At 72.3% G+C, this 25,479-nt stretch carries 25 protein-coding genes and 1 pseudogene; 12 read left to right on the forward strand and 14 right to left on the reverse strand.

Annotated elements, in window-relative coordinates:
• The first annotated feature begins 264 nt into the window (after nt 1-264).
• Complete coding sequence (locus AXW62_RS30995; RefSeq protein ID WP_060947421.1) at nt 265-1,377, forward strand: DUF5925 domain-containing protein; 1,113 nt, start codon at nt 265-267, stop codon at nt 1,375-1,377.
• Nucleotides 1,378-1,734: 357 nt separating this feature from the next.
• Here the strand turns inward: AXW62_RS30995 and ddaH are convergent, their stop codons facing one another.
• Together ddaH and AXW62_RS31005 are read right to left on the reverse strand one after the other, a co-directional pair.
• Entirely contained in the window at nt 1,735-2,511 is a 777-nt protein-coding gene (gene ddaH, locus AXW62_RS31000; protein WP_060947422.1) for a dimethylargininase, read from the reverse strand.
• 364 nt (nt 2,512-2,875) lie between these two features.
• On the reverse strand, nt 2,876-3,262 hold the full coding sequence (locus AXW62_RS31005; RefSeq protein ID WP_030833249.1) for a GntR family transcriptional regulator: 387 nt from the start codon (nt 3,260-3,262) through the stop codon (nt 2,876-2,878).
• A gap of 357 nt (nt 3,263-3,619) precedes the next feature.
• On the opposite strand from AXW62_RS31005, the gene AXW62_RS31010 reads away from it, so the two are divergent.
• A complete protein-coding gene (locus tag AXW62_RS31010; protein ID WP_060947423.1) occupies nt 3,620-4,549 on the forward strand; it encodes a GNAT family N-acetyltransferase in 930 nt (309 codons plus the stop codon).
• 290 nt (nt 4,550-4,839) lie between these two features.
• Entirely contained in the window at nt 4,840-6,318 is a 1,479-nt protein-coding gene (locus tag AXW62_RS31015; RefSeq protein WP_060947424.1) for an SGNH/GDSL hydrolase family protein, read from the forward strand.
• Between the two features lie 35 nt (nt 6,319-6,353).
• Here AXW62_RS31015 and AXW62_RS44175 read toward each other — a convergent pair whose 3' ends face one another.
• Both AXW62_RS44175 and AXW62_RS31020 read right to left on the reverse strand, forming a co-directional pair.
• A complete protein-coding gene (locus AXW62_RS44175) occupies nt 6,354-6,500 on the reverse strand; it encodes a hypothetical protein (RefSeq protein WP_159060998.1) in 147 nt (48 codons plus the stop codon).
• 11 nt (nt 6,501-6,511) lie between these two features.
• Nucleotides 6,512-7,033: pseudogene (locus AXW62_RS31020) on the reverse strand (NUDIX hydrolase); the annotation flags it as partial.
• 199 nt (nt 7,034-7,232) lie between these two features.
• Between AXW62_RS31020 and AXW62_RS31025 the strand changes: the two are divergent.
• Complete coding sequence (locus AXW62_RS31025; protein WP_060947434.1) at nt 7,233-7,607, forward strand: type II toxin-antitoxin system RelE/ParE family toxin; 375 nt, start codon at nt 7,233-7,235, stop codon at nt 7,605-7,607.
• Nucleotides 7,607-7,942 carry a helix-turn-helix domain-containing protein gene (locus tag AXW62_RS31030; protein ID WP_030833240.1) on the forward strand — a complete coding sequence of 112 codons (336 nt, stop codon included), beginning with the start codon at nt 7,607-7,609 and terminating at the stop codon, nt 7,940-7,942. Before AXW62_RS31025 ends, AXW62_RS31030 begins: the two co-directional genes overlap by 1 nt.
• Before the next feature lie 18 nt (nt 7,943-7,960).
• On the opposite strand, the gene AXW62_RS31035 is transcribed toward AXW62_RS31030, so the two are convergent.
• Together AXW62_RS31035 and AXW62_RS44645 are read right to left on the reverse strand one after the other, a co-directional pair.
• Nucleotides 7,961-8,707, reverse strand: coding sequence for an SAM-dependent methyltransferase (locus AXW62_RS31035; RefSeq protein ID WP_060947425.1), 747 nt, complete (start codon nt 8,705-8,707; stop codon nt 7,961-7,963).
• A gap of 304 nt (nt 8,708-9,011) precedes the next feature.
• Nucleotides 9,012-9,170, reverse strand: coding sequence for a hypothetical protein (locus AXW62_RS44645; protein ID WP_164502445.1), 159 nt, complete (start codon nt 9,168-9,170; stop codon nt 9,012-9,014).
• 153 nt (nt 9,171-9,323) lie between these two features.
• Between AXW62_RS44645 and AXW62_RS31045 the strand changes: the two genes are divergently transcribed.
• Both AXW62_RS31045 and AXW62_RS41675 read left to right on the forward strand, forming a co-directional pair.
• Nucleotides 9,324-10,172 (forward strand): helix-turn-helix domain-containing protein, encoded by an 849-nt coding sequence (locus AXW62_RS31045; RefSeq protein WP_060947426.1) that lies wholly within the window; start codon nt 9,324-9,326, stop codon nt 10,170-10,172.
• A complete protein-coding gene (locus AXW62_RS41675) occupies nt 10,151-10,366 on the forward strand; it encodes a DUF397 domain-containing protein (protein ID WP_079115885.1) in 216 nt (71 codons plus the stop codon). The genes AXW62_RS31045 and AXW62_RS41675 overlap by 22 nt, the downstream gene beginning before the upstream one ends.
• Here AXW62_RS41675 and AXW62_RS31050 read toward each other — a convergent pair.
• Both AXW62_RS31050 and AXW62_RS31055 read right to left on the reverse strand, forming a co-directional pair.
• Nucleotides 10,348-11,121 carry a sulfite exporter TauE/SafE family protein gene (locus tag AXW62_RS31050; protein WP_060947427.1) on the reverse strand — a complete coding sequence of 258 codons (774 nt, stop codon included), beginning with the start codon at nt 11,119-11,121 and terminating at the stop codon, nt 10,348-10,350. The genes AXW62_RS41675 and AXW62_RS31050 overlap by 19 nt on opposite strands.
• Before the next feature lie 48 nt (nt 11,122-11,169).
• Entirely contained in the window at nt 11,170-11,751 is a 582-nt protein-coding gene (locus AXW62_RS31055; RefSeq protein ID WP_030833228.1) for a Uma2 family endonuclease, read from the reverse strand.
• 82 nt (nt 11,752-11,833) lie between these two features.
• Here AXW62_RS31055 and AXW62_RS31060 point away from each other — a divergent pair, with 82 nt between their 5' ends.
• From AXW62_RS31060 to AXW62_RS31070, 3 genes are read left to right on the forward strand one after another with little or no spacing between them, the layout of a single operon-like run.
• On the forward strand, nt 11,834-11,992 hold the full coding sequence (locus AXW62_RS31060) for a hypothetical protein (RefSeq protein ID WP_206282430.1): 159 nt from the start codon (nt 11,834-11,836) through the stop codon (nt 11,990-11,992).
• 10 nt (nt 11,993-12,002) lie between these two features.
• Complete coding sequence (locus AXW62_RS31065; RefSeq protein WP_060947428.1) at nt 12,003-12,869, forward strand: helix-turn-helix domain-containing protein; 867 nt, start codon at nt 12,003-12,005, stop codon at nt 12,867-12,869.
• Nucleotides 12,870-12,874: 5 nt separating this feature from the next.
• Nucleotides 12,875-13,303, forward strand: a complete 429-nt coding sequence (locus AXW62_RS31070; protein WP_060947429.1) for a VOC family protein — start codon at nt 12,875-12,877, stop codon at nt 13,301-13,303.
• Nucleotides 13,304-13,316: 13 nt separating this feature from the next.
• Here AXW62_RS31070 and AXW62_RS31075 read toward each other — a convergent pair whose 3' ends face one another.
• From AXW62_RS31075 to AXW62_RS31095, 5 genes are all read right to left on the reverse strand, one after another.
• Nucleotides 13,317-14,522, reverse strand: a complete 1,206-nt coding sequence (locus AXW62_RS31075) for a type III PLP-dependent enzyme (RefSeq protein WP_060947435.1) — start codon at nt 14,520-14,522, stop codon at nt 13,317-13,319.
• A gap of 26 nt (nt 14,523-14,548) precedes the next feature.
• Complete coding sequence (locus AXW62_RS31080; protein WP_252368803.1) at nt 14,549-16,672, reverse strand: IucA/IucC family protein; 2,124 nt, start codon at nt 16,670-16,672, stop codon at nt 14,549-14,551.
• A gap of 108 nt (nt 16,673-16,780) precedes the next feature.
• Nucleotides 16,781-18,850, reverse strand: coding sequence for an IucA/IucC family protein (locus tag AXW62_RS41680; protein WP_079105663.1), 2,070 nt, complete (start codon nt 18,848-18,850; stop codon nt 16,781-16,783).
• Nucleotides 18,847-20,340: an ATP-grasp domain-containing protein gene (locus AXW62_RS31090; protein ID WP_060947431.1), complete on the reverse strand. Its 1,494-nt coding sequence runs from the start codon at nt 20,338-20,340 to the stop codon at nt 18,847-18,849. Before AXW62_RS31090 ends, AXW62_RS41680 begins: the two co-directional genes overlap by 4 nt.
• 111 nt (nt 20,341-20,451) lie before the next feature.
• Nucleotides 20,452-22,383, reverse strand: a complete 1,932-nt coding sequence (locus tag AXW62_RS31095; RefSeq protein WP_060947432.1) for a carboxyl transferase domain-containing protein — start codon at nt 22,381-22,383, stop codon at nt 20,452-20,454.
• A 289-nt stretch (nt 22,384-22,672) separates the two neighbouring features.
• Between AXW62_RS31095 and AXW62_RS31100 the strand changes: the two genes are divergently transcribed.
• Nucleotides 22,673-23,743, forward strand: coding sequence for a lytic polysaccharide monooxygenase auxiliary activity family 9 protein (locus AXW62_RS31100; RefSeq protein ID WP_060947433.1), 1,071 nt, complete (start codon nt 22,673-22,675; stop codon nt 23,741-23,743).
• Between the two features lie 273 nt (nt 23,744-24,016).
• Here AXW62_RS31100 and AXW62_RS31105 read toward each other — a convergent pair whose 3' ends face one another.
• Complete coding sequence (locus AXW62_RS31105) at nt 24,017-24,472, reverse strand: Lrp/AsnC family transcriptional regulator (protein WP_060947436.1); 456 nt, start codon at nt 24,470-24,472, stop codon at nt 24,017-24,019.
• Nucleotides 24,473-24,678: 206 nt separating this feature from the next.
• On the opposite strand from AXW62_RS31105, the gene AXW62_RS31110 reads away from it, so the two are divergent.
• The coding region (locus tag AXW62_RS31110; RefSeq protein ID WP_252368804.1) for an APC family permease at nt 24,679-25,479 on the forward strand (801 nt) is incomplete at its 3' end.

Genomic DNA, 25,479 nt, shown 5'->3' on the forward strand with positions numbered 1-25,479 from the left:
CATCAGGGCGGCACGGTGATCGATGTGGGCGAGGTGATCGAGGTGGACGAGGTGGGCGAAGTCAACCCGGCCGATCCGCCCCGTCGCCTTCCCTGACGCCCCACAACGGGTGAGAGTATCCGTGAACGCCCCCATTCCGGTGGGGTTCCGTGGAACAGCTCGGTAAACGGCCGCAAACCTTGGTGCGCCCTCGCCCCCGGTCCTGGATCATGGGGGCGGGTGCGCTGACCGACGCACCGGCCCCCCGTTCTCAGGAGGCAGACCCTGCCTACGACACCCGCCGAAAAGTCCCTTCCGATCCGGCTGAACGTCGATGACAGCGATTCGCCGTCGGATGTCGTCGACGCGCTCTTCCTGGGGCGCTTCGCGACCGGTGAGCAGCCGTACGCCCGCAGTCACTCGGTCGACCGGGTGAGGTCGGGTGCGACACTGCTGCCGCCGTCCGCGACCGTGCTGCGGGCGGCCCGGGACGACGACCGCAGCGCGACACTCGCCGAGGGTGACGGCTGGACCCTGCTGATCTCCCGGTGGAACCGGGGGGCGGACGTGACCGTGACCGCCGTCGATGACGCGCTCGCCGAGAAGGTGCTGCGGCAGGCGGTGGACGGCGCGGAGGACGAGCCCGAGCCCCAGCCGGAGAACGTCTCGATGGGCTTCTGGTACGTCTCGCCGCGCCGCGGACCGCATCGCACCACGCGTCAGATCTCGGCCGGGACCTGGGAGGAGATCCGCGGCAACTACACGGCCCCGGTCGCCGAGGCCATGGACGGGCTGATGAAGGTCACCCCGGACGACATCGCCGGCCGGCTCCTGCTGCTGCACGGCCCGCCCGGCACCGGCAAGACCTCGGCGCTGCGCACCCTGGCCCGGTCCTGGCGGGACTGGTGCCAGGTGGACTGCGTCCTGGACCCGGAGCGGCTGTTCACCGACGTCGGCTATCTGATGGACATCGCGATCGGCGAGGAGGACGGCACCGCCAAGGGGCGCTGGCGGCTGCTGCTCCTGGAGGACTGCGACGAGCTGATCCGCGGAGAGGCCAAGCACACCGCCGGCCAGGCGCTGTCCCGGCTGCTGAACCTGACGGACGGTCTGCTCGGCCAGGGGCGCAACGTACTGGTCGGGGTGACCACCAACGAGGACCTGGAGCGGCTGCATCCGGCGGTCGTCCGACCGGGCCGGTGTCTGGCCCGGATCGAGGTCGGCAAGCTGACGCGGTCGGAGGCGGTCAACTGGCTGGGAGGGGAGGCCGACGACCGGGACGGTGTCATCGGACGGGACGGGGCGACGCTCGCGGAGCTGTACGCGCTGCGGCGCGGCACCCGGCCCGCCTCGGTACCGTCACAGTTGGGAGACTCGGACGCGGGGCTGTACCTGTGAGGCGTCTGCTGGTGGGGGCGCGCTCGCAGGTGTGCGCTCAACAGGTAGGCGCTCACCGGTGAGGTGTCCGCTGGTGAGGTGCTTACCGTGAGGCGCCTACCGGTGAGGCGCTTATCGGTGAGGCGCCTACCGGTGAGGCGCCTACCGGTGAGGCGCCTGCCGGTGAGGCGCCTGCCAGCGGTGTGGGCTCGTCGGTGAGAGGCCCACCAGCAGACGGCGAACTTGCCGGTGAGACACCCACCGGGAACGCGCCCGCCGGTCAGACGCCCACCGTGAGACGCGCTTGTCAGCGAGGCGCGCTTGCCGTGAGGCGCCCGCCAGTGGGCCCGTCTCAGGCGTACAGCTCCGGGGCCCGTCTCAGGCGTACAGCTCCCGTAGCCGTACGGACAGGCAGGTCACGCAGCCCTCCATCTTCTCGAACTCGCTGATGTCCACCGGCACCGGCTCATAGCCGAGGTCGGCGAACAGCTCGGCGCTGCGCGGCGCGCTCTGTGCCATCAGCAGCTTGCCGCCACCGAGCAGCACCACATGGGCGCCGGACTCCTCGGGGACGGGGAGGAAGCGCGGAAACGCATTGGGGTCGTCGACCAGCGGCGGATAGCCGATGACGGTGCCGTCCGGCAGGGCGGTGACCGCCGACTTGAGGTGGAGCACCTTGCTGACCGGTACGGCCACCACCCGGGCGCCCAGCGGCTCCAGCGCGGCGCGCAGCTGGCGCACGCCGTCGCCGTTGGTGCGTCCGCCGCGTCCGACGTAGAGGGTGTCGCCGATCTTCAGCACGTCGCCGCCGTCCAGCGTCCCCGGCTCGCGGATCCGGTTCAGCGAGCAGCCGAGCCCGGTCACGGCCTCCTCCGCCGTCGCGGTCTCGGGGCGGCGGGCCTCCGCTCCGGGGTGGGCGATCACCGCGACGTTCCGGTGGACGACCATGGTGTCCTCGACGAACACCCCGTCCGGGCAGTCGTCCAGCGGCGGCAGCTCCACCGTCTCCCAGCCGTGCGCACGCAGCGCCACGACGTAGACCTCCCACTGCCGCAGCGCCAGCGCGGCATCGACCGGCGTGCGGTCGATATGGGTGACGAGCCCGTCGGCGAGGCGGGGGCTGGGGCGTCGGACAAGGGCTTTGCGGCTGGTCATGACTACAGGATGTCAGGCCCGGCCACCACGACAGGCACAGCCGCAGCCACGCCGGGCACAGCCTCCGCGGGCGCGGGCATCACCGACAGGCACGGCCACCACGTCAGACGCGAACATCACGCCAGGCACAGCCGCCGCGCCACCACCAGGCACAGCCGCAGCCGGGCACAGCCTCCACGGGCGCGGGCATCACCGACAGGCACAGCCACCACCGCCAGACGCAGCCATCACGACAGGCCCAGCCGCAGCCACCGCCAGGCACAGCCGCCGCCACAACAAGTACAGCCGCCGCCACGCCTGGCACAGCCACCACGACGGGCGAAACCGCCACGTCAGGCGGAGGCGCTGGCGCTATGCGTCAGGCTCAGGCTCCGGCCTCGTCGCCGTAGACGGCCCGCAGGGCGTCCTCGACGGCGGCGAGCGCGGCCGCGCGGTCCAGGCCCAGGCGGTGCGCCCGCTGGGCGTAGCTCTGGGCGGCCTCGGCGGCCCGGCGCCGGGCCGCGTCGCCCGCCGCCGCGATGAAGGTTCCGTGACGCCCCCGGGTCTCGATCACACCGTCCGCCTCCAGCGCCCGGTACGCCTTGGCGACGGTGTTCGCCGCCAGCCCCAGCTCCTCGGCGAAGCCGCGTACGGTGGGCAGTTTGTAGCCCACGGGAAGCGCGCCGGAGTGGGCCCGCTCGGCGATCTGCGCGCGGATCTGCTCGAAGGGGGCGGTCGCCGCGTCCTGGTCGACGGTGATGTGCAAGGCCACGTGGGGCTCCTGGGGCGTGCGTGCGTGTATACGGTCGTGCATACGGTGCGGTGGTTTGTGGCACCCATTGTCTGCCAGGCCATGGGCCGCCGCACCACCGCTGAGCCGAGAGCCACCGCACCGCCGAAGAGCCATCGCCCGACACACCCCCGAAGAGCCGAGAGCCACCGCACCGCCGAAGAGCCGTGGCCCGCCGCACCGCCGAAGAGCCGAGAGCCACCGCGAGCCACCGCACTACCGGTAAGCCGAGAGCCGCCGCACCGCCAGTAAGTCGTCGGTCATTCGGTGCCGCGGACTGGGAACGAGCTGCGGAAATTGGGAAGCGGGCAGGGCTGACAGGCCGTAGCCTGCGCAACCATGACCATGACTGTGCGCGATTTCCGTGCCGCCGACGCGGAGGCCGTCGCGGCAGCGCGGCGCTCCGCCTTCCCCTATCTGGTGACGACGCCGCGGACGGTGGTCTGGGCGGTGGAGAGCGCACCCGTGGAACGGCACTACCGGCTGCTGGTCGCCGAGGCCGACGGGCGGGTGGTGGGCACCTCCGAGGTCGGGGTCTTCCACGACGGCGAGGAGCCGGGACTGGCCTTCGCCAACACGACGGTGTGCGCGGAGGCGCGCGGCCGGGGCGTCGGCTCGGCGCTGGTGACCGCGGTGGAGGGGTATCTGGCCGGGCTGGGCACCGCGAAGGTCTTCGCCTGGACGCTGGACGAGCCGTACGCGGTGACCTTCGCCGAACGCCGCGGCTACCGCCGCGGCCGCTCCTCCCGTATCCAGCGGCTGGATCTGACGGCGACCGCACTGCCGCCGCTGGAGGCGGACGGCCTCCCGGACGGCGTGGACCTGCACACGGCGGCCGACTTCGCGGACGATCCGCGTCCGCTGTACGAGGCGGATGCGGAGTGCACGGCGGACGAGCCGGGGGACGTGACGACGACCCCGCTGCCGTACGCCGAGTGGCTGGCTTCCACGTGGGAACACCCGGCGCTCGACCGCGAGTTGACCTCGGTGGCCGTGGTGGACGGCGTCGTGGCGTCCTACAGCGTCGCCCACACCGACGGCCGGGGCCGCTACTGGTCGGGCATGACCGGCACCCTCCGCGCCTTCCGGGGACGCGGTCTGGCCAAGCTCACCAAGAACGACTCCCTGCACCGCGCCCGGTCGGCGGGCTGCCGCGAGGCGTACACCGGCAACGACGGCGACAACGGCCCGATGCTGGCGGTCAACAAGTGGTTCGGCTACGAACCGGCGGTCACCGAGTGGCGCTACTTCCGGGACCTCTCGGCGTAAGCCCGTCGCCCCGTCCGGTCCGCGTCCCCGGAGGAACGCGCCCGCGCCCGAAGCGAGATGGCATCCGCCGCAGCACGGAGGGCATCCACCGAAGCGAGAAGGACACCCGCCGCAGCGAGAAGGCATCCGCCGCAGCACGGAGGGCGTCCGCCGACGTGGATCCCCAGGCGCCCCACTGATATGCAGACGTTACTCACCTCTCACAACCACCAGACGTACTGTGTGGTCACCACGCTGGGACAACTCCGTCCCGCCAACCCCCCATTGATTAAGGGACAACGATGTCAGCCATGGCACCATCCGTCCGTCCGCCCAGACGCACCCTGCTCGGCGCCCTCCTGGCCCTCACCCTCGCGGCGCCGGTCGCCCTCCTCCCGGGCGGCACGGCCTGGGCGCACGAAACCGCCGCCGACGACAAGCTCAAGGTGATGGTCGTCGGCGACTCGATGTCCCAGGGTCACGAGGGCGACTACACGTGGCGCTACCGCCTGTGGCAGTGGTTCCACGAGCAGCACGTGGCCGTGGACTTTGTCGGTCCCTACACCGGTACGACGCCCCCCGACGCACCGGCCGCTCCCCAGCCGCCCCGGCTCCAGGACGAGCCGGAGCCCGCCCCGGCCCCGCCCAGGACCAACGGCGGCTACGCCAAGGACGTGGACGAGGCGTTCGACAGCGACCACTTCGCGGTGTGGGGCCGCCAGGCCGCCCAGGACAAGGCGCTGATCAAGGCGCAGGTCGAGAAGTACCAGCCGGATCTGCTGCTGGTGGGCCTGGGCTTCAACGACATGGGCTGGTTCGTCAGCGACGCCCAGGGCACCCTGGACAGTATGAAGACGCTGGTCGACGAGGCCCGCGCCGCCAACCCCGACCTCAAGTTCGCCCTGGCCAACGTGCCGCAGCGGGCGAAGCTGGAGGGCCGGGACGACCTGATCGCCAACACCGACACCTACAACCGGCTGCTGGCCGAGGCGATCCCGGCCTGGCACACCGCCACGTCCCCCGTGAAGCTGGTCGACTGGCGGGGTGACTACGACTGCGCGCCCGACAGCTGCCCCGCCGGCTATGACGGCCTGCACCCCAACGCCCTCGGTGAGTACCAGATAGCCCACGCCTTCGAGGAGACCCTGCACACCGAGTACCACCTGGGCACCGACGTCCCGGACGCCCCCGGGACCGCAGCGCCCCGCCCGACCTCGACACCGGCGGGCGTCAAGGCCACCTCGGCGGGCAGCGGCATCGTCGTCACCTGGGACCCGGTCTACGGCGCCTTCGGCTACGACGTCCGCGCCCGCCTCGTCGGCGCCGCCGACTGGGGCGGCGAGCACCATGTCACCGCCAACCGCTACGACACCACCTGGACGACCGAGGGCCAGAACTACGAGTACCAGATCCGCACCGACAGCGGCGGAACGGTGAAGTCGGACTGGTCGGACATCGTCAGCGCGACCGCTCACCCGAAGACCGCCCCCGGCCCCGCCGACATCGTCACCCGTCCCACCGCCACCGGCGTCGACGTGTCCTGGAACCCCCCGACCGGCCCCTACACCGACACCATCGACCGCTACGAGGTGCTCACCTTCGACCTCGACGCCCCCGGCGCGTTCCCCGGCAGCGTCGGCACCCGGGACACCTCCCTCCACGTGGACGGCCTGACGCCCGGCCACCGCTACGCGGTCTCCGTGGCCACCTGGAACGCGGCCGGCGGCGGCATCCCCGCCGGCGGCCCCGAGGTGGTCATCGGCGCGGGCACCGCGTCGGCGGGAAGCTGACCGTCCGACAGCACACGGTCGCGGCCGGCGCGCGATCACGGCACCGGCCCCATGCCGGTGACGTCGGCCCATGCCGGTGACGTCGAGGTGGGCAGGGCCACGGACGCACACGGACGCATCCTGGCGGCGGCCCCTCGCCGCAGCACACCCACCGCCATCCGGGCACCGGACACGTACGTCACCGGCATGGACGCTAGCCCAGCGGCGTCAGGCGGTCGGGGCCCGCCGGGTCATACGCGATGGGGTCGCCGGGCTCGTGCCAGTGGAGGGTGAAGCGGTGGCCCGCCCGGTAGGCGTCCAGGCCCGCGCGACAGTACGCCACCATGTCGTCCGGCAGCGCGTCCAGCGGGAACCAGCCGAGCTCCGAGCACTTCTCCGGCTCCCGGTTGACCGGCTCGCGCCCGCCCTCCCCCGGCCTCCCCGGCGCCCCCAGCTCCGCCTCGAAGAACCACCCCGTACGGGCCGCTCCCGTCGGCGCCTTGTGCTGCATGACGAGGACGGCCCTCACCTCGTCCGGGGCGAGGGTGATGCCGATCTCCTCCGCCGTCTCGCGGAGCAGCGCGGCGCGGACGTCCTCCCCGTCCTCCACATGGCCGGACGGGGCGTGCAGCAGCCCGTCCGCGTAACCCGTGTTGGCGCGGCGGGCGAGGAGGACCTCGCCGCCCCGGCGCAGGATCAGATGGACGTCGACGATCTCGGCGTGGCGCCGGGCGGGCGCCAGGCACGCCTCCCGGACGGCCGGGTCACGCAGTCCGTGATCCGGCTCGTCGTCGAAGTCCCCGGCGGCGGCGTCCCAGTAGGCGGTGGTCGAGGTGTCGTCACGCATAGCGCGATGGTCGCACCCGCCACCGACAACGCCTCTCATCAGGATGATCACTTTGCCCATGTCGCACACGACATATATCGTGCACGACATGGACGACGCACTGTACGTCATCGAGGTCGAGCCCGAGGTCAGGGCCTGGCTCGAGCTGTTACCCGGCAAGCTCTACCGCAAGGTCGAGGCCTACGTGGAATTGCTGGCCGAGCTGGGGCCGCAGACCCCGATGCCCTTCGCCCGCCCACTACGTGATGGAGTGGGGGAATTGCGCCCCTGCCTCGACGGCGTCCAGACGCGAGTGACCTACTGGATCACGGGCGACCGCCGCGTTGTGCTGCTGACCGTGTTCCGCAAAACCAGGCCGCATGAGGAAGCCCAGGTCAATAGGGCCGTGATGGCGAAGAAGGAGTGCGAGGCCGAGCACGGCCCGGCGCATACTGATTTCACTCGCGAAGAAGGGGACCAGTAATGGAGCACAGCCGCTGGAAGCGGGCGAGCGAACGCAAGCTCGCCGAGGGACACCGGGAGTCCGCCCACGTTGAGCAAGAGCGCCAGGAGCTCCGCCTGTCCATGGCACTGGCCAAAGTCGTCTACGACCGGCGCACCGAACTGGGGCTGTCCCAGACCGAACTCGCCGCCCGTGCCGGGCTGACCCAGGCCAAGATCTCCCGGATCGAGGGCTCCGACACCATCCCCACACTGCCCCTTCTCACGAAGTTGGCCAGGGGGCTGAACGCGTCTTTGAACATCGCCATCGACGAGGACGACGCACAGGTGACACTCACCGCCCACGAAGCCGCGTAGCCAGTACCTCCGCTGCCCTCAGGGGCTCTGCCGCAGCACGAGGGTGACGAAGCCCAGCGTGCCGCGGTAGCCGTTGAGCCAGCCGGTACGGTGCTCGGCGGCGGCCTCCAGCACATCGGCGCTCACCGGGTCCTCGGGGTGGTCCAGCGCCCACTGGGCGGTGGCTCCGCTCCAGGCCCACTCGAAGTCGTTCCACTCCTCCGGCGTGCTCACATGGCCGTGGACCGGCACCCAGCCGTCGGCGACGACGCGGTCAACGGTGGTGGCCAGGTCGTCGTAGTCGTCCGGGGCGGCTTCCAGGACGTCGAGGGTGGCCGTACCGGGGGGCCGCTCCCAAAAGCCCTCGCCCACGATGACGCACCCGCCGGGGGCCAGATGCGCGCGGGCCGCCGCGAGAGTGGGCAGCAGTCCGCCGAAGGCGTGGGTGGCGCCGACACTGAGGACGACGTCGAAGGGGGCGGACGCGGTATAGGCCGAGGCGTCCTGCCGGTGGAGGACGAGCCGGTCACCGGCTCCCATACGCGCCGCCGCCTCGCGGGCCCGCGCGAAGCCGGCGTCCACTACGTCGACTCCCTCGGCCGTCACCCCCGGACGCCCGGCGAGGGCCCGCAACAGCCACTCCCCCTCCCCGCAGCCGAGGTCCAGAACACGCTCATCGCCCCGGGCCAGGGCACGGTCGAGGAGTTTCGCCACGGAGGCGTCACTGAGCGGGCCGACTATGGGGTGGGCGGCGCGGGCAGGGCGAGCAAACGATTGACGATCCATCCGAGGGATCCTGGCATGTGCCCTGCCCCCGGGGCCTCCGTATTTCCTTGCCGTGGCGGCGCCTTGACGGGCGGAACGTCAGAGGCAGCCCTCCCGTTCATGGATCTCGCGGGCTCGGGCCACGGCCTCGGCCGCCGCATGGCCCGCGCCCCGAGGTCGATGACCCGTGGCCGCCGTCAACGGCCCGCCCTTGCGTCGTCGATCGCCGCCAGGACGTCCGATGCGCTCAGACAGGCACCGGCCTCGGCTTCGGCACGAGCCGCGACCTCGGCAAGCGTGGGCCCGGGCGCATGACGCAGCTGCTTCACAGGTCCGCGCGGTCGCGGTGGCGCGGGCAGCGGCAGGGCGGGAACTGGCTCGACCGCAGGGGTTCGAGCTTGTCCTTGACCACGACGACCACCTTGGCGACTTCCTGTGTGACGACCGCGCCGTCCGGCGAGACGCGGTAGACGCGCATCGTCATGCGTGGAGCGGTGGATTCGGTGTGTGAGAACACGTTGACCTGTCTTTCCGGTCGGCCAATTACGTTGAGTGCACACACCGTTGCGTTCCGGCACGTAGGCTGGAAAGAGGCGACAAGTCCCAGCCAAGGTCGCGGGACAAGAAGGGATGCACGATGCCGTTCCAGCCACGCGAACTCTTTCCCGACCGCTCCGCACGCGACCTGTTCGGTGCGGAGATCCGCCGCCACCGCGAGAAGGCGGACATGTCCCTGCGGCGGCTGTCCGAAGTGCTGAACTACAGCAAGTCGCACCTGGCCCGGATCGAGGCGGCGGAGTCGCTGCCGTACGACGACCTTCCGGCGAAGCTGGACGCGTGCTTCGGGACGGACGGGTTGTTCGCGCGGCTGTACGCGCTCGCGAAGAACGAGCCGTTTCCGGGCAAGTACCGGCGAATGATCGAGCTGGAGAGCCAGGCGATCATCATCGAGCAGTACGTGGGCGCCACCGTGCCGGGTTTGCTTCAGACTCCGGAGACGGCAGAGTGCTGGCTGCGATGTGGCCGCCCGCACGCTCCTGACGCGGAGATCGAGACCATGGTGAAGGCCCGTATCGATCGGCAGGCGTTGCTGGATCGCCCCAAGCCGCCGCGTTGCTGGTTCATTATCGAGGAGGCGGTACTTCGCCGTCCCGTCGGCGGCCTACAGGTGATGCGCCATCAGCTGGCGTCCCTGATTGAGCGCGGGACACAGCCGCACGTCACCCTTCAAGTGCTGCCGTTCACGGCGGGCGAGCACGCGGAGACGGGTGGCTCGCTGACACTCTTCACGGTTCCCCATGGATCGTTGGTCGCGTATGACGAGAGCAGCCAGTCCGGGACGATCATCGAGGACCAGGAGACTGTCGCTCGGCGCAGGGAGAACTACGATCTGCTCAGGGCCATGGCCCTCTCGCCCCGCGACTCCGAGGCGATGATCCGAGCCGTGATGGAGGACTTGGCACCGTGCCAACCACCCCAGACCTGAGTGTTGCCGCTTGGCGCAAGAGCAGTTACAGCAACCCTGACGGCGGCAACTGCGTCGAGGTCGCGGACAACCTCCCCGGGATCGTCCCCGTCCGCGACTCCAAGAATCCCGACGGGCCCGTCCTCATATTCCCGACCAACTCCTGGAGCACCTTCATAGCGACCCTGAAGAGTCCTCACCGCAGCAGCAGCTGAAGTCCGCCCAGCACCGTGGCCGCGATCACCAGTCGCTCGAAGAGCTTCTGGTTGATCCGGTCCACGCACGCCTTACCGATGAACGCACCGGGCAGGACGAAGAGCGCCAGCAGCGCGTCCAGCAGCAGGGAGCGGGCGTCGATCAGGCCGAGGCCGACGCTGAAGGGCACCTTGGCCACGTTCACGATCAGGAAGAACCAGGCCGAGGTGCCCAGGAAGCCCAGCTTCCGGAAGCCGGCGGAGAGCAGGTAGAGCGACATCACGGGGCCACCGGCGTTGGCCACCATCGTCGTGAAGCCGCCGAGGACACCGTACGAACCGGCCTTGAGCCGTGCGCCCGCCCCGTCCGTGTCCGGGGCCGCCGGGACCGCCGGGGTCTCCGCACGTGCCGCCGTGCGCCGTCGCCACAGCGTGACGCCCGCCATCAGCAGCAGGATCGCCCCGATCGACGTCCGTACCGCCGAGTCCCCGGCCCACAGCAGGAACACCGTCCCCACCACGACCCCGGCCGCGACCGCCGGGAACAGCCGCCACAGGGTCCCCCAATGTGCGTGCCGCCGATAGGTGCGCACGGCGAGCACATCACCCACGATCAGCAGGGGCAGCAGCACACCGGTCGACTCCCGGGCCGGAAGCACCGCAGCGAAGATCGCGAGGCTGACGGTGTTGGCGCCGCTGACGGCGGTTTTCGAGAAGCCGACGAGTATGGCCGCCGCCGCGAGCGCGGCGAACTCCCAGAGGGTAACGGTGTACATGCCACGGAATGATGGCAGGCCGCCGCGTACCCGCCGCAGCCAGGGATCTCAGCGCACCCAGCCCATGAGCGGCTCGGTGTCGAGCGTGACGCCGACCGGCGCGGGCAGCGTGAGGGGCTTGCCGAACGGCACGGTCTTGGTGCACTCGTAGCGGACGCCGTCGGGCTCGCTGAACACGGTGACCTCACCGGCCTCCCGGTCGACCAGCAGGTAGACCGGAATGCCCGTCTCGGCGTAGGCCCGTGGCTTCTCCACCCGATCCCTGCGGTCGGTGTCGGAGTCGTAGGAGGTGACCTCCACGACCATCAGGACGGAGTCGGCATCGGCCCACTCCCCCTGGCCGACGAACGCGTCACTGTGGGCCAGCGTCCCGTCGGGACGCGCATGGCCATTGCGGTACGTCTCGACTTTGAGGCCCTGGTCGTGCAGCCACAGTTCGGGATGGGCCTGGATGCAGATCCGCGCCAGCCACTGAATGATCCGCCCGTGATCGCCGTCCGGCACCGGCGTGACCCCGATCTTCCCGTTGATGAACTCCCACCGCACTCCCTCCGCCACGCGGGCCGCCAGCCGCGCGTACTCCTCGAACTCCTCCGGCAGCATCTGCGGACGATCGTGGGTCGCGGTCATGACCGGGAGCCTCCTTCGGGTACGGTGCGCTCTCAGCGTAGTCGTTCTCAGTGGCCACCACCTGTGAGACCGAGGTGCACGCATGGTGACAAGGCGAACGCGGGACGGGCTGTTGGAACTGGTGGACTGGCTTCAAGAGGAGTACGGGCCGGTCACCGAGGAGGAGCGCGCCGCCGCTCAAGCAGAGCTGCGCGAGATCGACGCGGAACATGACCGCCGAGCGTGTTCGCCCGCAGGGTGATACTGGGCGCATGAGCAGCCAAAAGTTCGTGCGGGCCGGGGTCGGGCGCGGGCTTGGTGGGATGGTGGTGTCCGCCGTCGGGTACCGCTCCCAGGGGATACCGCCGAGGCTGCACCGGGGACTGCCCTCGCCCTATCTGACGCTGATCTTCTCCCTCGACGGGCCCGTCGTCGGCGGCGTCACGCCAGAGCAGGCGCGGGGGCCCGGCGCCTCGCGGGAGGAGATCGTCGTAGGCGGCCTGCACCAGCGACCGGCGTATATCGTCCAGCCCGGGTGCGAGGCCGGAGTGCAGCTCGCGGTGCATCCGCTGGCGGCGCGTACGCTGCTGGGGCTTCCGGCCGGTGCGCTCGCCTCCGACCTGGTGACGTCCGGGACGGACGTGCTGGGGAAGCGGGTCGCCGAGGTGCGGGAGCGGCTGTGCGAGCAGCGATCGTGGGCGGATCGGTTCGCCACGCTGGGCGGGTATCTGCGGGAGCAAGCGGCGGCAGGCGAGGGCGGCACGCCGGTGCGGAGTGAGGTCGCCGAGGCATGGGCGTGGCTGGCCCGGCATCGGGGAGCCGGGACGCTGAACGGCCTGGCCGAGCATGTGGCACTCAGCCCGCGCCGCCTGACCAGCGTGTTCCGGGCCGAGACCGGGCTGAGCCCCAAGCAGGCGGCGCGGCTGACGCGGTTCCAGCACGCCAGGAACGCGGTGGTCCGGGCCGTGGCGGCGGGCCGGGCGCCGGACCTGGCCCGGGTCGCCGCCGACTGCGGCTACTACGACCACTCCCACCTGGTGCGCGACTTCCGTCAGTACACCGGGGTGAGCCCGACCGCCTGGCTGGCCGAAGAGTGCCGGAATATCCAAGCCGGAGGCCACCTTTACGGCGAAGAGTAGAGCCCATGAACACCGCTCCGAACCAGCAGAAGCAACCACGTGATCCCGCCGTCTGGCCCACCCTCCAGGCCCATGACGCCATCGCCCTGATCGACTTCCTGGTCAACACGGTCGGCTTCCTGCGCACGGCCGTCCACCGGGACGGAGACCGCGTCGCCCACGCCCAGCTCGACTGGCCCGAGGGCGGCGGCGTCATGCTCGGCTCGTACGCCCCGGACACCAAGAATTGGTGCCTGGAGCCGTGCACCTTCGGGGCGTACGTCGTCACCGACCACGTCGACGCGCTGTACGAGCGGCTCACGGCGGCCGGTGTGCGGGTGCTCCGGCCGATTGAGGACCAGCCGTACGGCAGCCGCGAGTTCGCCATCGCCGACCCGGAGGGCAACAAGTGGTCCTTCGGCACCTACCGGGGCGAGCCCCGGCCCGCCGACTGACAACTGTCCGCCCTCATTCGTCCAGGTAGTGGAAGCCCGGCTGCGGATGCATCAGGAAGTCGTGGTGCGAGATGTTCCAGGCGTACGCACCGGCCATCGCGAAGGCGACACGGTCCCCCGCCCGTAGCTCCGTGACCGGGACGCGGCGGGCCAGGACGTCCTTGGGGGTGCACAGCTGGCCGACCAGCGTGACCGGCTCCTCCCGCGCGGCCGGGCGCGCCCACGGCCGGGTCCAGGTGTCGACGGGGAGCACCTGGAAGGGCTGGTCGTGCTGTTTGGTCGCGGGCGTGCGCAGGTGGTGGGTGCCGCCGCGCAGCACCGCGAACGCCTCGCCCCCGCTGTGCTTGAGGTCCAGCACCTCGGTGACGTACCAGCCGCAGTGGACGGTCAGCGCCCGACCGGGTTCGATCCGCAGGGTGAGGCCGGGGTGGCGCAGGGCGAGGTCCGCCATGCCCGCGCCGTACGCGGCCCAGTCGAAGCGGCGGTCCGGGTGGGCGTAGTCCACGCCCATCCCGCCGCCGACGTTCACCTCGGTGAGCCCCAGGCCGTGTCGTTCGGACAGCTTCCGCGTCCAGTCGGCGATCCTGGCGGCCATCGCGACCTGGGCGGGGGCGTCGAGCCCGCTGGCGAGGTGGGCGTGAATGCCGCGCAGCCGGAGGGGGCCCTCGCGGGTGAACAGGGGGAGGCAGCGCTCCACGGCCTCGGGGTCGAGGCCGAAGGGGCTGGGGCGACCGCCCATGGCGAGCGCCGCACCGCCCAGCGCCCCACCGTCCAGCGGAAGGTTGACGCGCAGGAGCACGGCGACCTCCCCGGTCCCGCTGGCCCCCTTGGCCGTCTCGGTCCCCCCGGTCCCGCTGGGCCTCGCGTTCTCCGCCGCCTCGGCCAGCAGCCGCAGCTCCTGCTCGCTCTCCACGTGGAACCGCTCCACGCCCAGCGCCAGCGCCCGCCGCAGCTCGCCCTCGGTCTTGCCCGGCCCGCCGAAGGCCAGCGGCATCCCGGGCACGGCCGCGCGGACGTGCTCCACCTCACCACCGGAGGCGACCTCATAGCCGGTGACGTGGGGCGCGAGCGCCTGGAGGACGGGCGGGGCCGGATTGGCCTTCGCGGCGTAGTACAGCTCCAGGCCGGGTGGCAGCGCGGCGCGGACGGCCTGTGCGTACGTGCGGAGCGCGGCCAGGTCGTAGACGTAGGCGGGCAGGTCGTCGCCGGTCAGTGCCATGGCGAGGGTTTCGACGGGAGTGGTGATCAACGGCTGCTCCCCGGGCGGATGACGTGAGCCGTCTCGGACGCGTGAGCCGGCGTGGACGTGTGGGCCGTGTCAGGCACGTGCGCTGTCGCCGACACCTGCGCTGCCGCCGACACCTCCGCTTTCGCGGACACCTGCGCGGTCTCCGGCACGTGCGCCGTCACGGACACCTGCTTGGTCGCGGACACGTGCGCGACCTCGGGCGCGTAGGCCGCCTCGGCCACGTGCGCGGTCTCGGACTCGTACGCCGCGTCGGACACGTACGCGGTCTCGGACTCGTACGCCGCGTCGGACACGTACGCGGTCTCGGACACCTGCGCCGCCTCGGACAGCAGGGAGGAGGCGAGCGGGCTGGCGATGCGGACGTAGCCCGCGTGGCGGTCGGCCTGCCGGGCCCAGCGGGTGAGGAGGTTGGCCTTGGCGGGCAGCGGCACGCCCGCCACGAGCGCGCGCAGCGCGGGCGGGTGGTCATGGGCCGCCGAACGCTCGCACAGCACCCGGCGGACCGCCGACCACAGCGCCGGTTCCAGACGCGGACAGCGGTCGGCGAGGGCGGCCACCATCTCGGCGATGTGATTGACCAGCAGGCAGTACACCACCCGGTCCCAGCCGCGCTCCCGGTCGTACGTCAGCGGGCGGGCCACGGCCTCGGGCAGCGCGGCGAGCGCGGCGGTGTGGTGCTCGGGCATCAGCTTGGTGCCCTCCAGGTCGCGGAAGAGGACCTGCCGGGGGGTGCCGTCGGAGGGGTCCACGCCGATGACGACGTTCTGGAGATGGGGTTCGAGCACCACCCCGTGGTCGAAGTAGGCGGCCAGTACCGGCGGTACGAGAAGGTCCAGATACGCCTCCCACCAAGCGGCCAGCCGGTCAGGACCTGCGCCGGGGAGGAGCCGGGAGATCTGGGCGCCGCTGGTCGGGTACTCATCGGCGACGGCCGCCGCGAGCAACGCGGTCAGCCCCGGCCGCAGCCGGGCGGCCAGCCCCTCGCGCACGATCACCCCGAAGCCCTCGCTCAGTTGTTGGTCACCGCCGAGGTCAAGCGTCCGGTAGGCGGGTTCGCGCAGCAGCTCGCAGCCGGGGAAGCGGGCGGCGAGATCGGCGGCGACCGGCTCCAGCAGCCGGGTCAGGGCGACGGCACCGGACAGCTCGTAGTCGGCGTTCTTGCGCAGGCAGTTGGTGATCCGCACGTTCAGGCTGAACTTGAGGAAGTCCCGGCCGTCGTAGAGCGTCCGGACCGACGCGGTCGGCGCGAACTCCGTACCGCCGGGCCCGAGGTCCAGCACCTCGCCCCGGCCGAGCGCCGCCCGCAGCACACGGTGCTCGCTGAGCATGGCGTACTGCCAGGGGTGGGCGGGCAGCAGCCGGTAGCCCTCGGGGACCGGGCGCTGCCGGTCCAGCGCGGCGAGGGCCCCGGGGTGCGCGGTCTCCTCGCGGACGTACTCGTGGCGTACGGCGAGATGGCGCAGCGGGAAGCGCGCCCCGGCCTCGGGGGCGAACCGCGACCAGGAGTCGGCGCTGCCGGTGCGGGCCTTGGGGGTGGGGTGGAAGCGATGGCCGAAAAGCAGGGACTGCTCGGAGGCGAGATAGGCGTGCTGGATGTCATGGGCGTTGTCGGCGGCGGGTGGGGTGTCCCGGTTCCGGTTTCGGTCACAGGTGCGGTTTTCGACCCAGTTCGGGTCCCGGTCCTGGCCCCGGTTTGGGTCCCCGTTTGGGTCCCGGTCCCGGTCCCGGTTTCGGCGCTCCAGGGCTTCCAGGGCCGCCGTCATCCCCGCGTGGCTCGAGGTGACCTGGTGCAGGAACTCGTCGTTGTGCACCCCCGTGAGCAGCTGGAGCTCCCGGTGGATGTGCTCGGCCAGTTCGCGCCAGGACACCTCGGTCCAGGTGCCGTCGCGCTGTTCGCTGACCGGTCCGGTGAAGCGGTGCGCGCCGATGAGGGAGGTGCGCCGCAGCCCGACGCGCAGCACCACCCCGCAGCGCGGCAGCCTCAGCCTCAGCCATCCATCAGCCACGGCGGTCTGGTGCTCCGGCCCCGACACCTCACGGAGCAGACAGTTGAGGAGGGTGTGAGCGGTCACAAGGTCGGCGGAGGCCACGGTCGCGACGGGCGAGGAGGTCGTTGGCATGGGGCGGCTCCAGCGGGTGCGGAGGAGGGAGGTGCGGGCGGGGAGGGATGGGAGCGGAAGCGTGGGAGGGGGAGGTGCGGGGTACGGGAGGCGGCCCGGGCGCGGCGGTCATCTGCCGCTTCCCCGCCGCAGGTAGTTGGGCCCGGTGACGTAGTGCTTGTTGATGTCCGCCGCGCCCGAACGCTCCTTGGTGAACAAGGTGCCGGCGGTGACCATCGCCTTGACCGGCAGCCGCTCCGCGTCCAGCACCCGCGCCCGCAGCAGGTCGGCACAGGCCCCGGGCAGGGTGACGGCGAGCCGGTCGACCGCCTCGGTGAGCCGGTCGCGCAGCCGTCGCAGCAGGGTGTCGAGCGGGGCCCGGCCGAGGCGGGCGAGTTCGAAGACGGGGGCCGCCGCACACAGGTGGACGGTGATGGTGGTGAACACATCGGCCACCGGGCCGTCGCAAGGCGTCAGGATTCTGCGGTCGTCGAATCCGCACAGGTCGGCGGCGGGTCCTCCGCCGATCACGGCGGCGAGCCGTATCGCGTGGACCCGGGGGCCGTCGTGGTCCTTGATGAGCAGCCGCAGCCGGGGCACCGCATCGCCGTCCTCGAAGACCAGCGAGGTGTTCTGCTGGTGGGACTCCAGCGCGATGCCGTAGGCGAAGAGGGTGGTGTGGAAGTCGAACAGCAACGTGAAGTAGTCGTCGAGCAGGGCGAGGACGTCCCCGCCGTAGTGGCGCTCGGCGAGCCCGTCGACGACGAGCGCACCGTCCGGGGCGGGCGCGAGCAGCCCGGCCAGCGGCACGATCGTGGCGTTCTCCAGACCGGGCGGGTAGCGGCGCACGAGCGTGGCCAGCAATTCGTGTCCGGCGTGCAGATGGGTGGTCTCGTCGGCCAGCAGCACGGTCGCGCCGAACCTCGGCTCCCGCTCGATCACCGCCTCCACCAGCCGCTGCGCCACCTCGCCGTCGATCAGCGTGCCCGGTTTGACGGTCCGCCGGTTACGCAGTCCCAGGGTGGAGGTGGTAAGCGGCAGTTTGAGGTGGACGAGGGGGTCGTGGGCGACGGCCACGGTGCGCATGGAGAGGGTGGGCCGTACGTCCAGCAGGCTGCGTTCGGCGAGCCGGGCGGTGCCCTCGAGCCCGGCCGCGCGCAGGGCGGTCTCCAGCGGGCGGCCGACGGTGAGCGGATGCACCGGGAAGGCCAGCCAGCCGTCGGCCGGTTCGGGACCAGGGCCGGGGCCGGGGGCGGGGGCGCGTCCGGGGTCGGGGTCGAGACCGGGGCCGCGTCCGGGGGCGGAGCGGGGGCCAGGGCTGGGGCCCCGACTGGGCACAGGGCCGCGCCCGGGGCCGAGACCGAGGCCGGAGCCGGAGCCGAGGCCAGGGCCAAAGCCAGAGCCGGAGCCGGGACCAGGGCCGAGGCCGAGTTCAGCGGGCGTCGGCCACCAGTCGGGCAGCCGGGCCGGGTCCCCGGCCACCGCCTCGCGGGGGAGGACGAGCCAGCGCAGCGCAAAGGCGGGGTGGAACTCGGGTGCGTGGGCGCGTAATTGGTCCTCGGTGAATACGGCCCGGCCCCGGCTGGTCGGATAGACTGGGTGGTCCTGGAAGGCGGCGAGCGTGTCGTACGCCACCGCCCCGGACATCCCCGTCCACCGCGTTCCGTGGCGCGCGGCCAGCTCGGCGACGACACCGGGCCGGACGCGGGTGTGCAGCCGCATGGCGTCGAGGGCCTGTTGGCACTCGGCCACGAAGGCGTCGTACAGCGGCTGGTCCTCGTCCGGCACCGCCGCCCGCAGCCGTTCGAGGACGGCGTCAAGGCCGGTGAGCACGGTGTGGACGGAATGACCGGCCGGATCACCCGGCGCGACGGGCCCGGCGGGGGCGCCGAGCGGCCCGGGTTCCCCTGGGCCACCGAGTGCCCCAGGCCCGCCCGAGCCACCCGGCGCGGCAGGCTCGTCGGCGGTTCCCGAGGTCCCGGGTTGTTGCACCAGCCGGGGCGGGCGGCGGGCGCGGAGGTCGCACTGAAAGCCCTCGGGTTCGACCGGCAGCAGCACGCTTTCGCCCCCCTCCAGCGCGATGCGCAGCCAGTCGCCGTCGGCGAGCCGCACCGTGCCGGCGCGGCTGCGCAGCTTGTAAGCGTCCTCCCGGAGGAGCGTGTCGAGCACTCGTCCGAGAAGCTCCTCTTCCTCTGTCACACGATCTCCCATCGGTGGGCCGCGAGGAACTCCGCCACCGCCGCGTCGATCCGCTCCTGGTCGGTGCCGGTGGCCCGGAGCACACCGAGGAAGTCACGGTTGGTGCGGTGGAGCGGGTGTTCCTCGCCGATGCCGCGCAGCGGCCGGTAGTCCAGCCGTACGCCGTCGCGTTCGGTCACACTCGCCGGAGGGGCGGAGGCGAGCCGTCCGGCGCGGTCGGCCATGACGTATTCCATGCGGACCCGGCCGTCGGTCCGCGCGCCGAGGTCGTCCGGGAGCGGCTCGCCCAGGTGCGTACGGAGGATGTACTCGAAAAGGGGGATGCCGAGGAGTTCGGCGAGGACGAGATCGCACTGGTCGCCTATGGCACGGTAGTTCACCTCGATGAGGCGGGCCCGGTCGCCCTGCACGACGTACTCGGTGTGGCAGACGCCGAAACCGACGCCGAGCGCCCGCAACTGCGCCAGCACCTGGTCGGTGTGCGGCTGCGGCGGTGGGGCGGGCAGCAGGTGCAGCCGTTCCTCGATGAAGTGTGGAGGCGGCGAGAGCTCGGTGCGGAAGGCGCCGAGGACGTGCAGGGTGCGGCCGTCACCGAGGGTTTCGAGGGTGCGCAGCTCGCCCTCGAGGAACTCCTCGATCACGAGCGCGGCCCCGGGCCGCCGGGCACGTATCTCGCGGCAGCGCCGGACGAGTTCGTCCGCGTCGCCGACGAGGACGACGTCCTCGCTGGCCACGCCCTCGCGTGGTTTGACCACGCAGGGGTAGGGCGCGTCGAGTCCGGCGAGGGTGGCGGGGTCCTGTCCGGTAGCGAGTTCGGCAGACCAGACGGGATCGGCAGACCAGACGGGATCGGCGGACCAGGCGGTATCGGCGGCATCGGGGCCCGCGGCGGCGAGGGCGCGCCGCAGTTCGGCCTTGTTCTTGGTGCGCAGCGCGGCGCGCCAGTCCTTGCCCGGGAGGCCGAAGTACGCGGCGGCGAGGGCGGCCTGGGTCTGGAGGTGGTCGCTGTTGGTGAAGACGGCGTGGGGGCGGCCGTCGGCGGCGATACGGCTGATGACCTCGGCGAAGTCCCGTACGTCACATGGGACGATGTCGAGCGCGGGGAAGGGGGGTGGGGGTGCGTCCGCCGCGTCGCCGCGTGGTGCGTCGGCCTGTGGCCCGTCGCTCCGTGGTGCCTCTCCTCGTCGTGCCTCGCCCGGTTGTGCCTCGCCCCGTCGTGCCTCTTCGCGTCGTGCCGCTCCCCGTTGTGCGTCGTCGCGCAGCCCGTAGGCGCGCGCATGGGCGTCGGGCTGGTCGGTGAGGAGGGTGACCGCCAGGCCGAGCCGGGCCGCCGCGGGGAGGAAGCCCTCGGTGACGGAGTCGGTGGGGTTGAGGGCGAGGAGGTGGAGCCGAGGGGGGCCGGGGGCGGGGGCGGGCTGGGCGGCCGAGGAGCCGTGGAGGGCAGGGGAGGAGAACGGCCGGGAAGCCGCGTCGAGATCATTCTCGTTCACGGCCCGAGATTAGGTTAGGCATGCCTAAGACTGCTAGTTCGACGCCCCGGTCCGCCCGTTTGGCCCTGATTAGCCGTCAACGGTCGGCAACCAGGTCGGCAACCATTCGCGTCAACGGGGTAGTCCGATACGGCGATGGCGGACGCGGCGCGCGGCGAGCCGCTCGTCCGGGTCCTGGGCGCGCAGCGCGGCGAGTTCGGCGCCGAGGAGGCGACCGAGGCGGCTGAGGAAGGCGTCGGGGGCGTGGGAGGCGTCGGGAGTCAGGGGGGCGCCCCCGGCCCGGGAGGCGTCCCCGGCCCGGGAAGCGCCCTCGCTCCGGGGAGCACGCTCGCCCCGGGAACCGCTCCCGCTCTGGGGAGTGCCCTCGCCCTGGGAGACGACGGTTTGGGATGCGCTCCCGGTCCCGATCGCGTTCCCGGTCCCGTTCTCGTCCTCGGTCCCGTTCCCGTCCTCGGTCCCGTTCTCGTCCTCGGCCGCGTCCTCCTCCACGATCCGGTCCACGATGCCCTGGGCGAGGAGGTCGGCGGAGCGTACGCCCTGGCGGGCCGCGACCTCGTACGCCCGCTCGGTGGTGCGGTGGAGGATCGCGGACGCACCCTCCGGCGGCAGCGGCGACAGCCAGGCGTGGCGCGCCGCGACGACCCGGTCCGCGGGCAGCAGTGCGAGCGCGGCACCACCGGCGCCCTGGCCGAGCAACAGACAGAGGGTGGGCGCGGGCAGGGTCACCATGTCGGCGAGGCACCGCGCTATCTCCCCGGCGAGCCCGCCCTCCTCCGCCTCGCGGCTGAGCGCGGCGCCCGCGGTGTCGATGACGGTGAGCAGCGGCAGCCCGAGTTCGGCGGCGATCCGCATCCCGCGCCGGGCGGTCCGCAACCCGGCCGGACCCAGCGCCTGCCCCTCCCCCGGCCCATCGGCCGTCTCGTCCTTGCGGGCGCTGCGCCGGTTGTGGCCGAGGACGACACAGGGCGTCCCCCCGACGCGGGCGAGCGCCAGCAGCAGCCCGGGATCGTGCTCCCCGGCCCCCGTGCCGCTGAGCGGACTCACATCCTCGGCGGCGACCCGCAGCAGATCCCGCACACCGGGCCGCTCGGCCCGCCGCGACGCCCGAATCGACTCCTCCGCGCCCGGCACCCTGGGCCCGGCCGCCGGCGGGCCGGGGATAGGCGCCGACGCCGGGGCGGCGGACACTCCAGCCGGGGCGGCGGGCCCGGCCGGGTCGGCCGCCCCGGACACACCAGCCGCCCCCGACAGACCAGCGGGCCCAGCCGGGGTGGCGGGCCCAGCCGGGTCGGCCGCGCCAGACACACCAACGGGCCCAGCCGGGGCAGCGGGCCCGGAGACGGGCCCGCCCGCACAGAGGACCCTCAGCACCCGTGCCGCCACGCCCGACAAGCGGCTCAGCGGGAGCACCGCGTCGATCAGGCCGTGGTTCATCAGGTTCTCGGCGTTCTGCACACCGGGCGGAAACTCCTCCCCGTACAGGGCCTCGTGCACCCGCGGGCCCATGAAGCCGATGAGCGCGCCCGGCTCGGCGGCGGTGACGTGGCCGAGGGAGCCCCACGAGGCGAGGACGCCGCCGGTCGTGGGGTGGCGGAGGTGCACGAGATACGGCAGGCCCGCCGCCTTGTGGTCCGTGATCGCCGCGGCCACCTTCACCATCTGCAGGAACGCGACCGTACCCTCCTGCATCCGGGTCCCGCCCGACGCCGGTGCCGCGAGCAGGGGCAGCCGCTCCGCCGTGGCCCGCTCCACGGCCCGTACCAGCCGCTCCCCCGCGGCGACCCCTATCGAACCGGCCAGGAAGCGGAACTCGCAGGCGACCAGCGCCACCCTGCGCCCCTCGATGCGTCCCTCACCGGTGATGACCGACTCGTCCAGCCCGGTGCGCTCCCGTGCCCGCTCCAGGTCGGCCCGGTAATCGGGATCGTCGGTGGTGATCTCCACCGGTTCGTCCCAGCCGTACCAGCTGCCGGGGTCGACGACGGCCTCGATCAGCTCACGGGCCGAGGCGCGGGAGACGCGGGATGAGTTCGTTCCGGTCATGTGTGTCACCTTTCCACGCCGCCGGGCCCCCGCAATCATCGACGATCACCTCGGGTACCCCCGGTCCCGGTCCCGGCCCCAGCCCCAGCCCGAAACCGGCCCATGACCCGGCCCCAGCCCGAAACCGGCCCAGGAACGGGCCAGGCACCGGGCCCAGTGACAGCCCGGGACCGGTGCAGTCTCAGCTCCGCCTGAGCTGCTCCTTAACGGCGCCATAAGACCGGCGGACCGGCCGGTGGGCGCGGCTAGCGTGCTGCGCGTCACCCCCCACCCCGAAGGAGTCCCGACGATGACCGCTCGTGCGACCGCTTACCGCAGAACCGCCCGGATCGCCGTTCTCGGTGTGGTGCCGCTCGCCCTCACCATGCTGGCCTCGGACCCGGCCGACGCGCACGGTTCGATGCAGGACCCGGTCAGCCGGGTGTCGGCGTGTTTCGCGGAAGGGCCGGAAAGCCCCGATTCGGCGGCCTGCAAAGCGGCCGTCGCGGCCGGTGGCACCCAGGCGCTCTACGACTGGAACGAGGTCAACATCCCGGACGCCGCCGGGCGCCACAAGCAGATCATCCCGGACGGAAAGCTGTGCAGTGCGGGCCGCGACAAGTACAAGGGGCTGGACCTGCCGCGGGCCGACTGGCCCGCCACCGCCATGACGGCGGGTGAGCACACCTTCACCTACCGGGCCACCGCACCCCACCGGGGCAGCTTCGAGCTGTACATCACCAAGGACGGCTACGATCCGACGAAGCCGCTGACCTGGGCGGACCTGGAGGCGGAGCCGTTCGCGAAGGTCACCGACCCCACGTTGCAGAACGGGAGTTACGTCTTCACGGGGAATGTGCCCAGCAAGTCGGGCCGCCATCTGATCTACAGCGTCTGGCAGCGCTCGGACAGCCCGGAGGCGTTCTACACCTGCTCGGACGTGACGTTCGGCGGGGCCGGGGCCGCAGCCTCGAAGGGGGCCGGGACGAAGGCGGATTCCGCGCCCACCGCCGTCGCGCCCGATGACGCGCAGATAGCGGCGGGCGCCGAGAAGTCGACGGTCGATCACCACGGCCACGGCGGTGACGACGGAACCGACGGAACCGAAGCCACCCACCAGCCCAGGACGGCGGACGGGAAGAACACGGAGGGGAAGGCCACGGACGGGGAGAACTCCGAGGCGAAGGGCGCCGAGGTCATGGCGGCGGGCACCGGGGAGCGGAAAGCGAGCGCCGCTGACGGGCAGCGACTGGCCGAGACCGGGAGCGACGACTCCACCGGCCCCATGGCCATCGGCGGCGCCGCCGTCCTGGCCGCGGGCGCGGCCGTCCTGTTCACCGTCGGCAACCGCCGCAAGGCGGCACGCCGCGGCCAAGGCTGAGGCCACGCGGCTACGGCCACGGCCCTCGCCCGGCAAGGCTGTGACCACACGGCCACACGGGCCACAGGGCCACACGCCATACGGCCTCAGCCCTAGCCACGGTCGCGGCCCGGCCGCAGCAACAGCCACAGCCAGTGCCGCAGGCAACCGAGCGAGCCGGTTCCGGGGCGTTGACGGCACCCCCGGGACCGGCTCTTCCCGTCCCCGTGCGTCCTTCCCTCGGTAAGCCGCCTCCTGCGGTAGGTCACTTCCCGTGGTAAGCCCCATCCGCCGTCAGTCCAGCTCGGTGATCACATCGCTCGCCACATGCTGGTAGATGATCGAGCTGCGGAAGTCCACGACCTCCTTGCGCCCCGACAGCCGGTCCATCAGGAACGCGTGCAGCCGGTCCACATCGCCCACCGCGACATGCACCAGGAAGTCGTCACCGCCCGCCACCACGTACACCGACAGCACCTCGTCCATCGTGACCAGGTACGCCTTGAACCCCTCGATGACCTCCCGGCTGAGCGGCCGGATGCGGACCGCGAGCAGCGCCTGCACCGGCCGCCCCAGGGAACGCAGATCGACCGTCGCCCGATAGCCGGTGATCACCCCGCGGTTGCGCAGCCCCCGCACCCGTTCCAGGCAGGTGGAGGGGGCGATGCCGAGGGTCCGGGCGAGTTCGCGGTTGGTCTGCCGTGCGTCGCGCTGCAGTTCGCGGACTATCGCCGTATCAAGTTCATCCATGACGATCACTTCCCGGGCCCCACCGAATTTCCTTCGGCGGCACCACTTTTCCTCTGTTCATGCGGCTAGCTTCCTCCGGTGTGACCGTACAACGTGCCCATTCGGCGTCCGCCGCTCCACCCCCGTCCCCGTCCTCTGACCCGCCTGCCCCGCCCGCACCGCCCTCCGGCCGCCGGCTCACGCTCGGTGGGGGCACGGCGCTGTACGTGGGCGCCGTGCTCGGCCCCGGCGTGCTCGCCCTGCCCGCGCTCGCCGCCGCGGCCGCCGGTCCCGCCTCGATCCTGGCCTGGGCCGCCCTGCTGGCGACATGCGTACCGGTGGCCGCCTGCTTCGCCGCGCTCGGCGCCCGGTTCCCGGACGGCGGCGGGGTGGCCACCTACGTCCACCGGGCCTTCGGACCGCGTGCGGCGGCCACGGTCGGCTGGTGGTTCTACGGCTCCGTACCGGTCGGGGTGGTCGCGGGCGCCTGGATCGGCGGGCAGTACACGGCCGCCGCCGTGGGCTGGGACCGTACGGGCGCGGCGGCGGTCGCCGCGCTGCTCCTGGCCGCCGCCATCGCCGCCAACTCCCAGGGGCTGCACCTGTCCAGCCGGATACAGCTGCTGCTGGCCGGGCTGCTCGCGGTGCTGCTGCTGGCCGCCGTGATCGCGGCGGCGCCGCATCTGCGCACCGCCCACTTCACCCCCTTCCTGCCGGACGGCTGGCACTCGGTCGGCTCGGCGGCGGGGGTGCTCTTCTTCGGCTTCGTGGGGTGGGAGGCGGCCAGCCATCTGTCCGCCGAGTTCGCCGACCCGCGGCGCGATCTGCCACGGGTCACCACGCTCACCCTCATCGTCGTCGGCGTGCTCTACCTGGGGCTCGCGGTGACGACGATCGGCGCGCTGGGCCCCGGCGCCGCCACCACCGAAACCCCGCTGACGGCGCTGCTGACGCTGAGTGTGGGGGACGCGGCCCGGCCGGTGGCCGCCGTTGTGGCCCTGTTCCTGTCCTTCGGCGCGGTCAACACC

Source organism: Streptomyces hygroscopicus subsp. hygroscopicus (assembly GCF_001553455.1).
GTDB lineage: Bacteria > Actinomycetota > Actinomycetes > Streptomycetales > Streptomycetaceae > Streptomyces > Streptomyces hygroscopicus.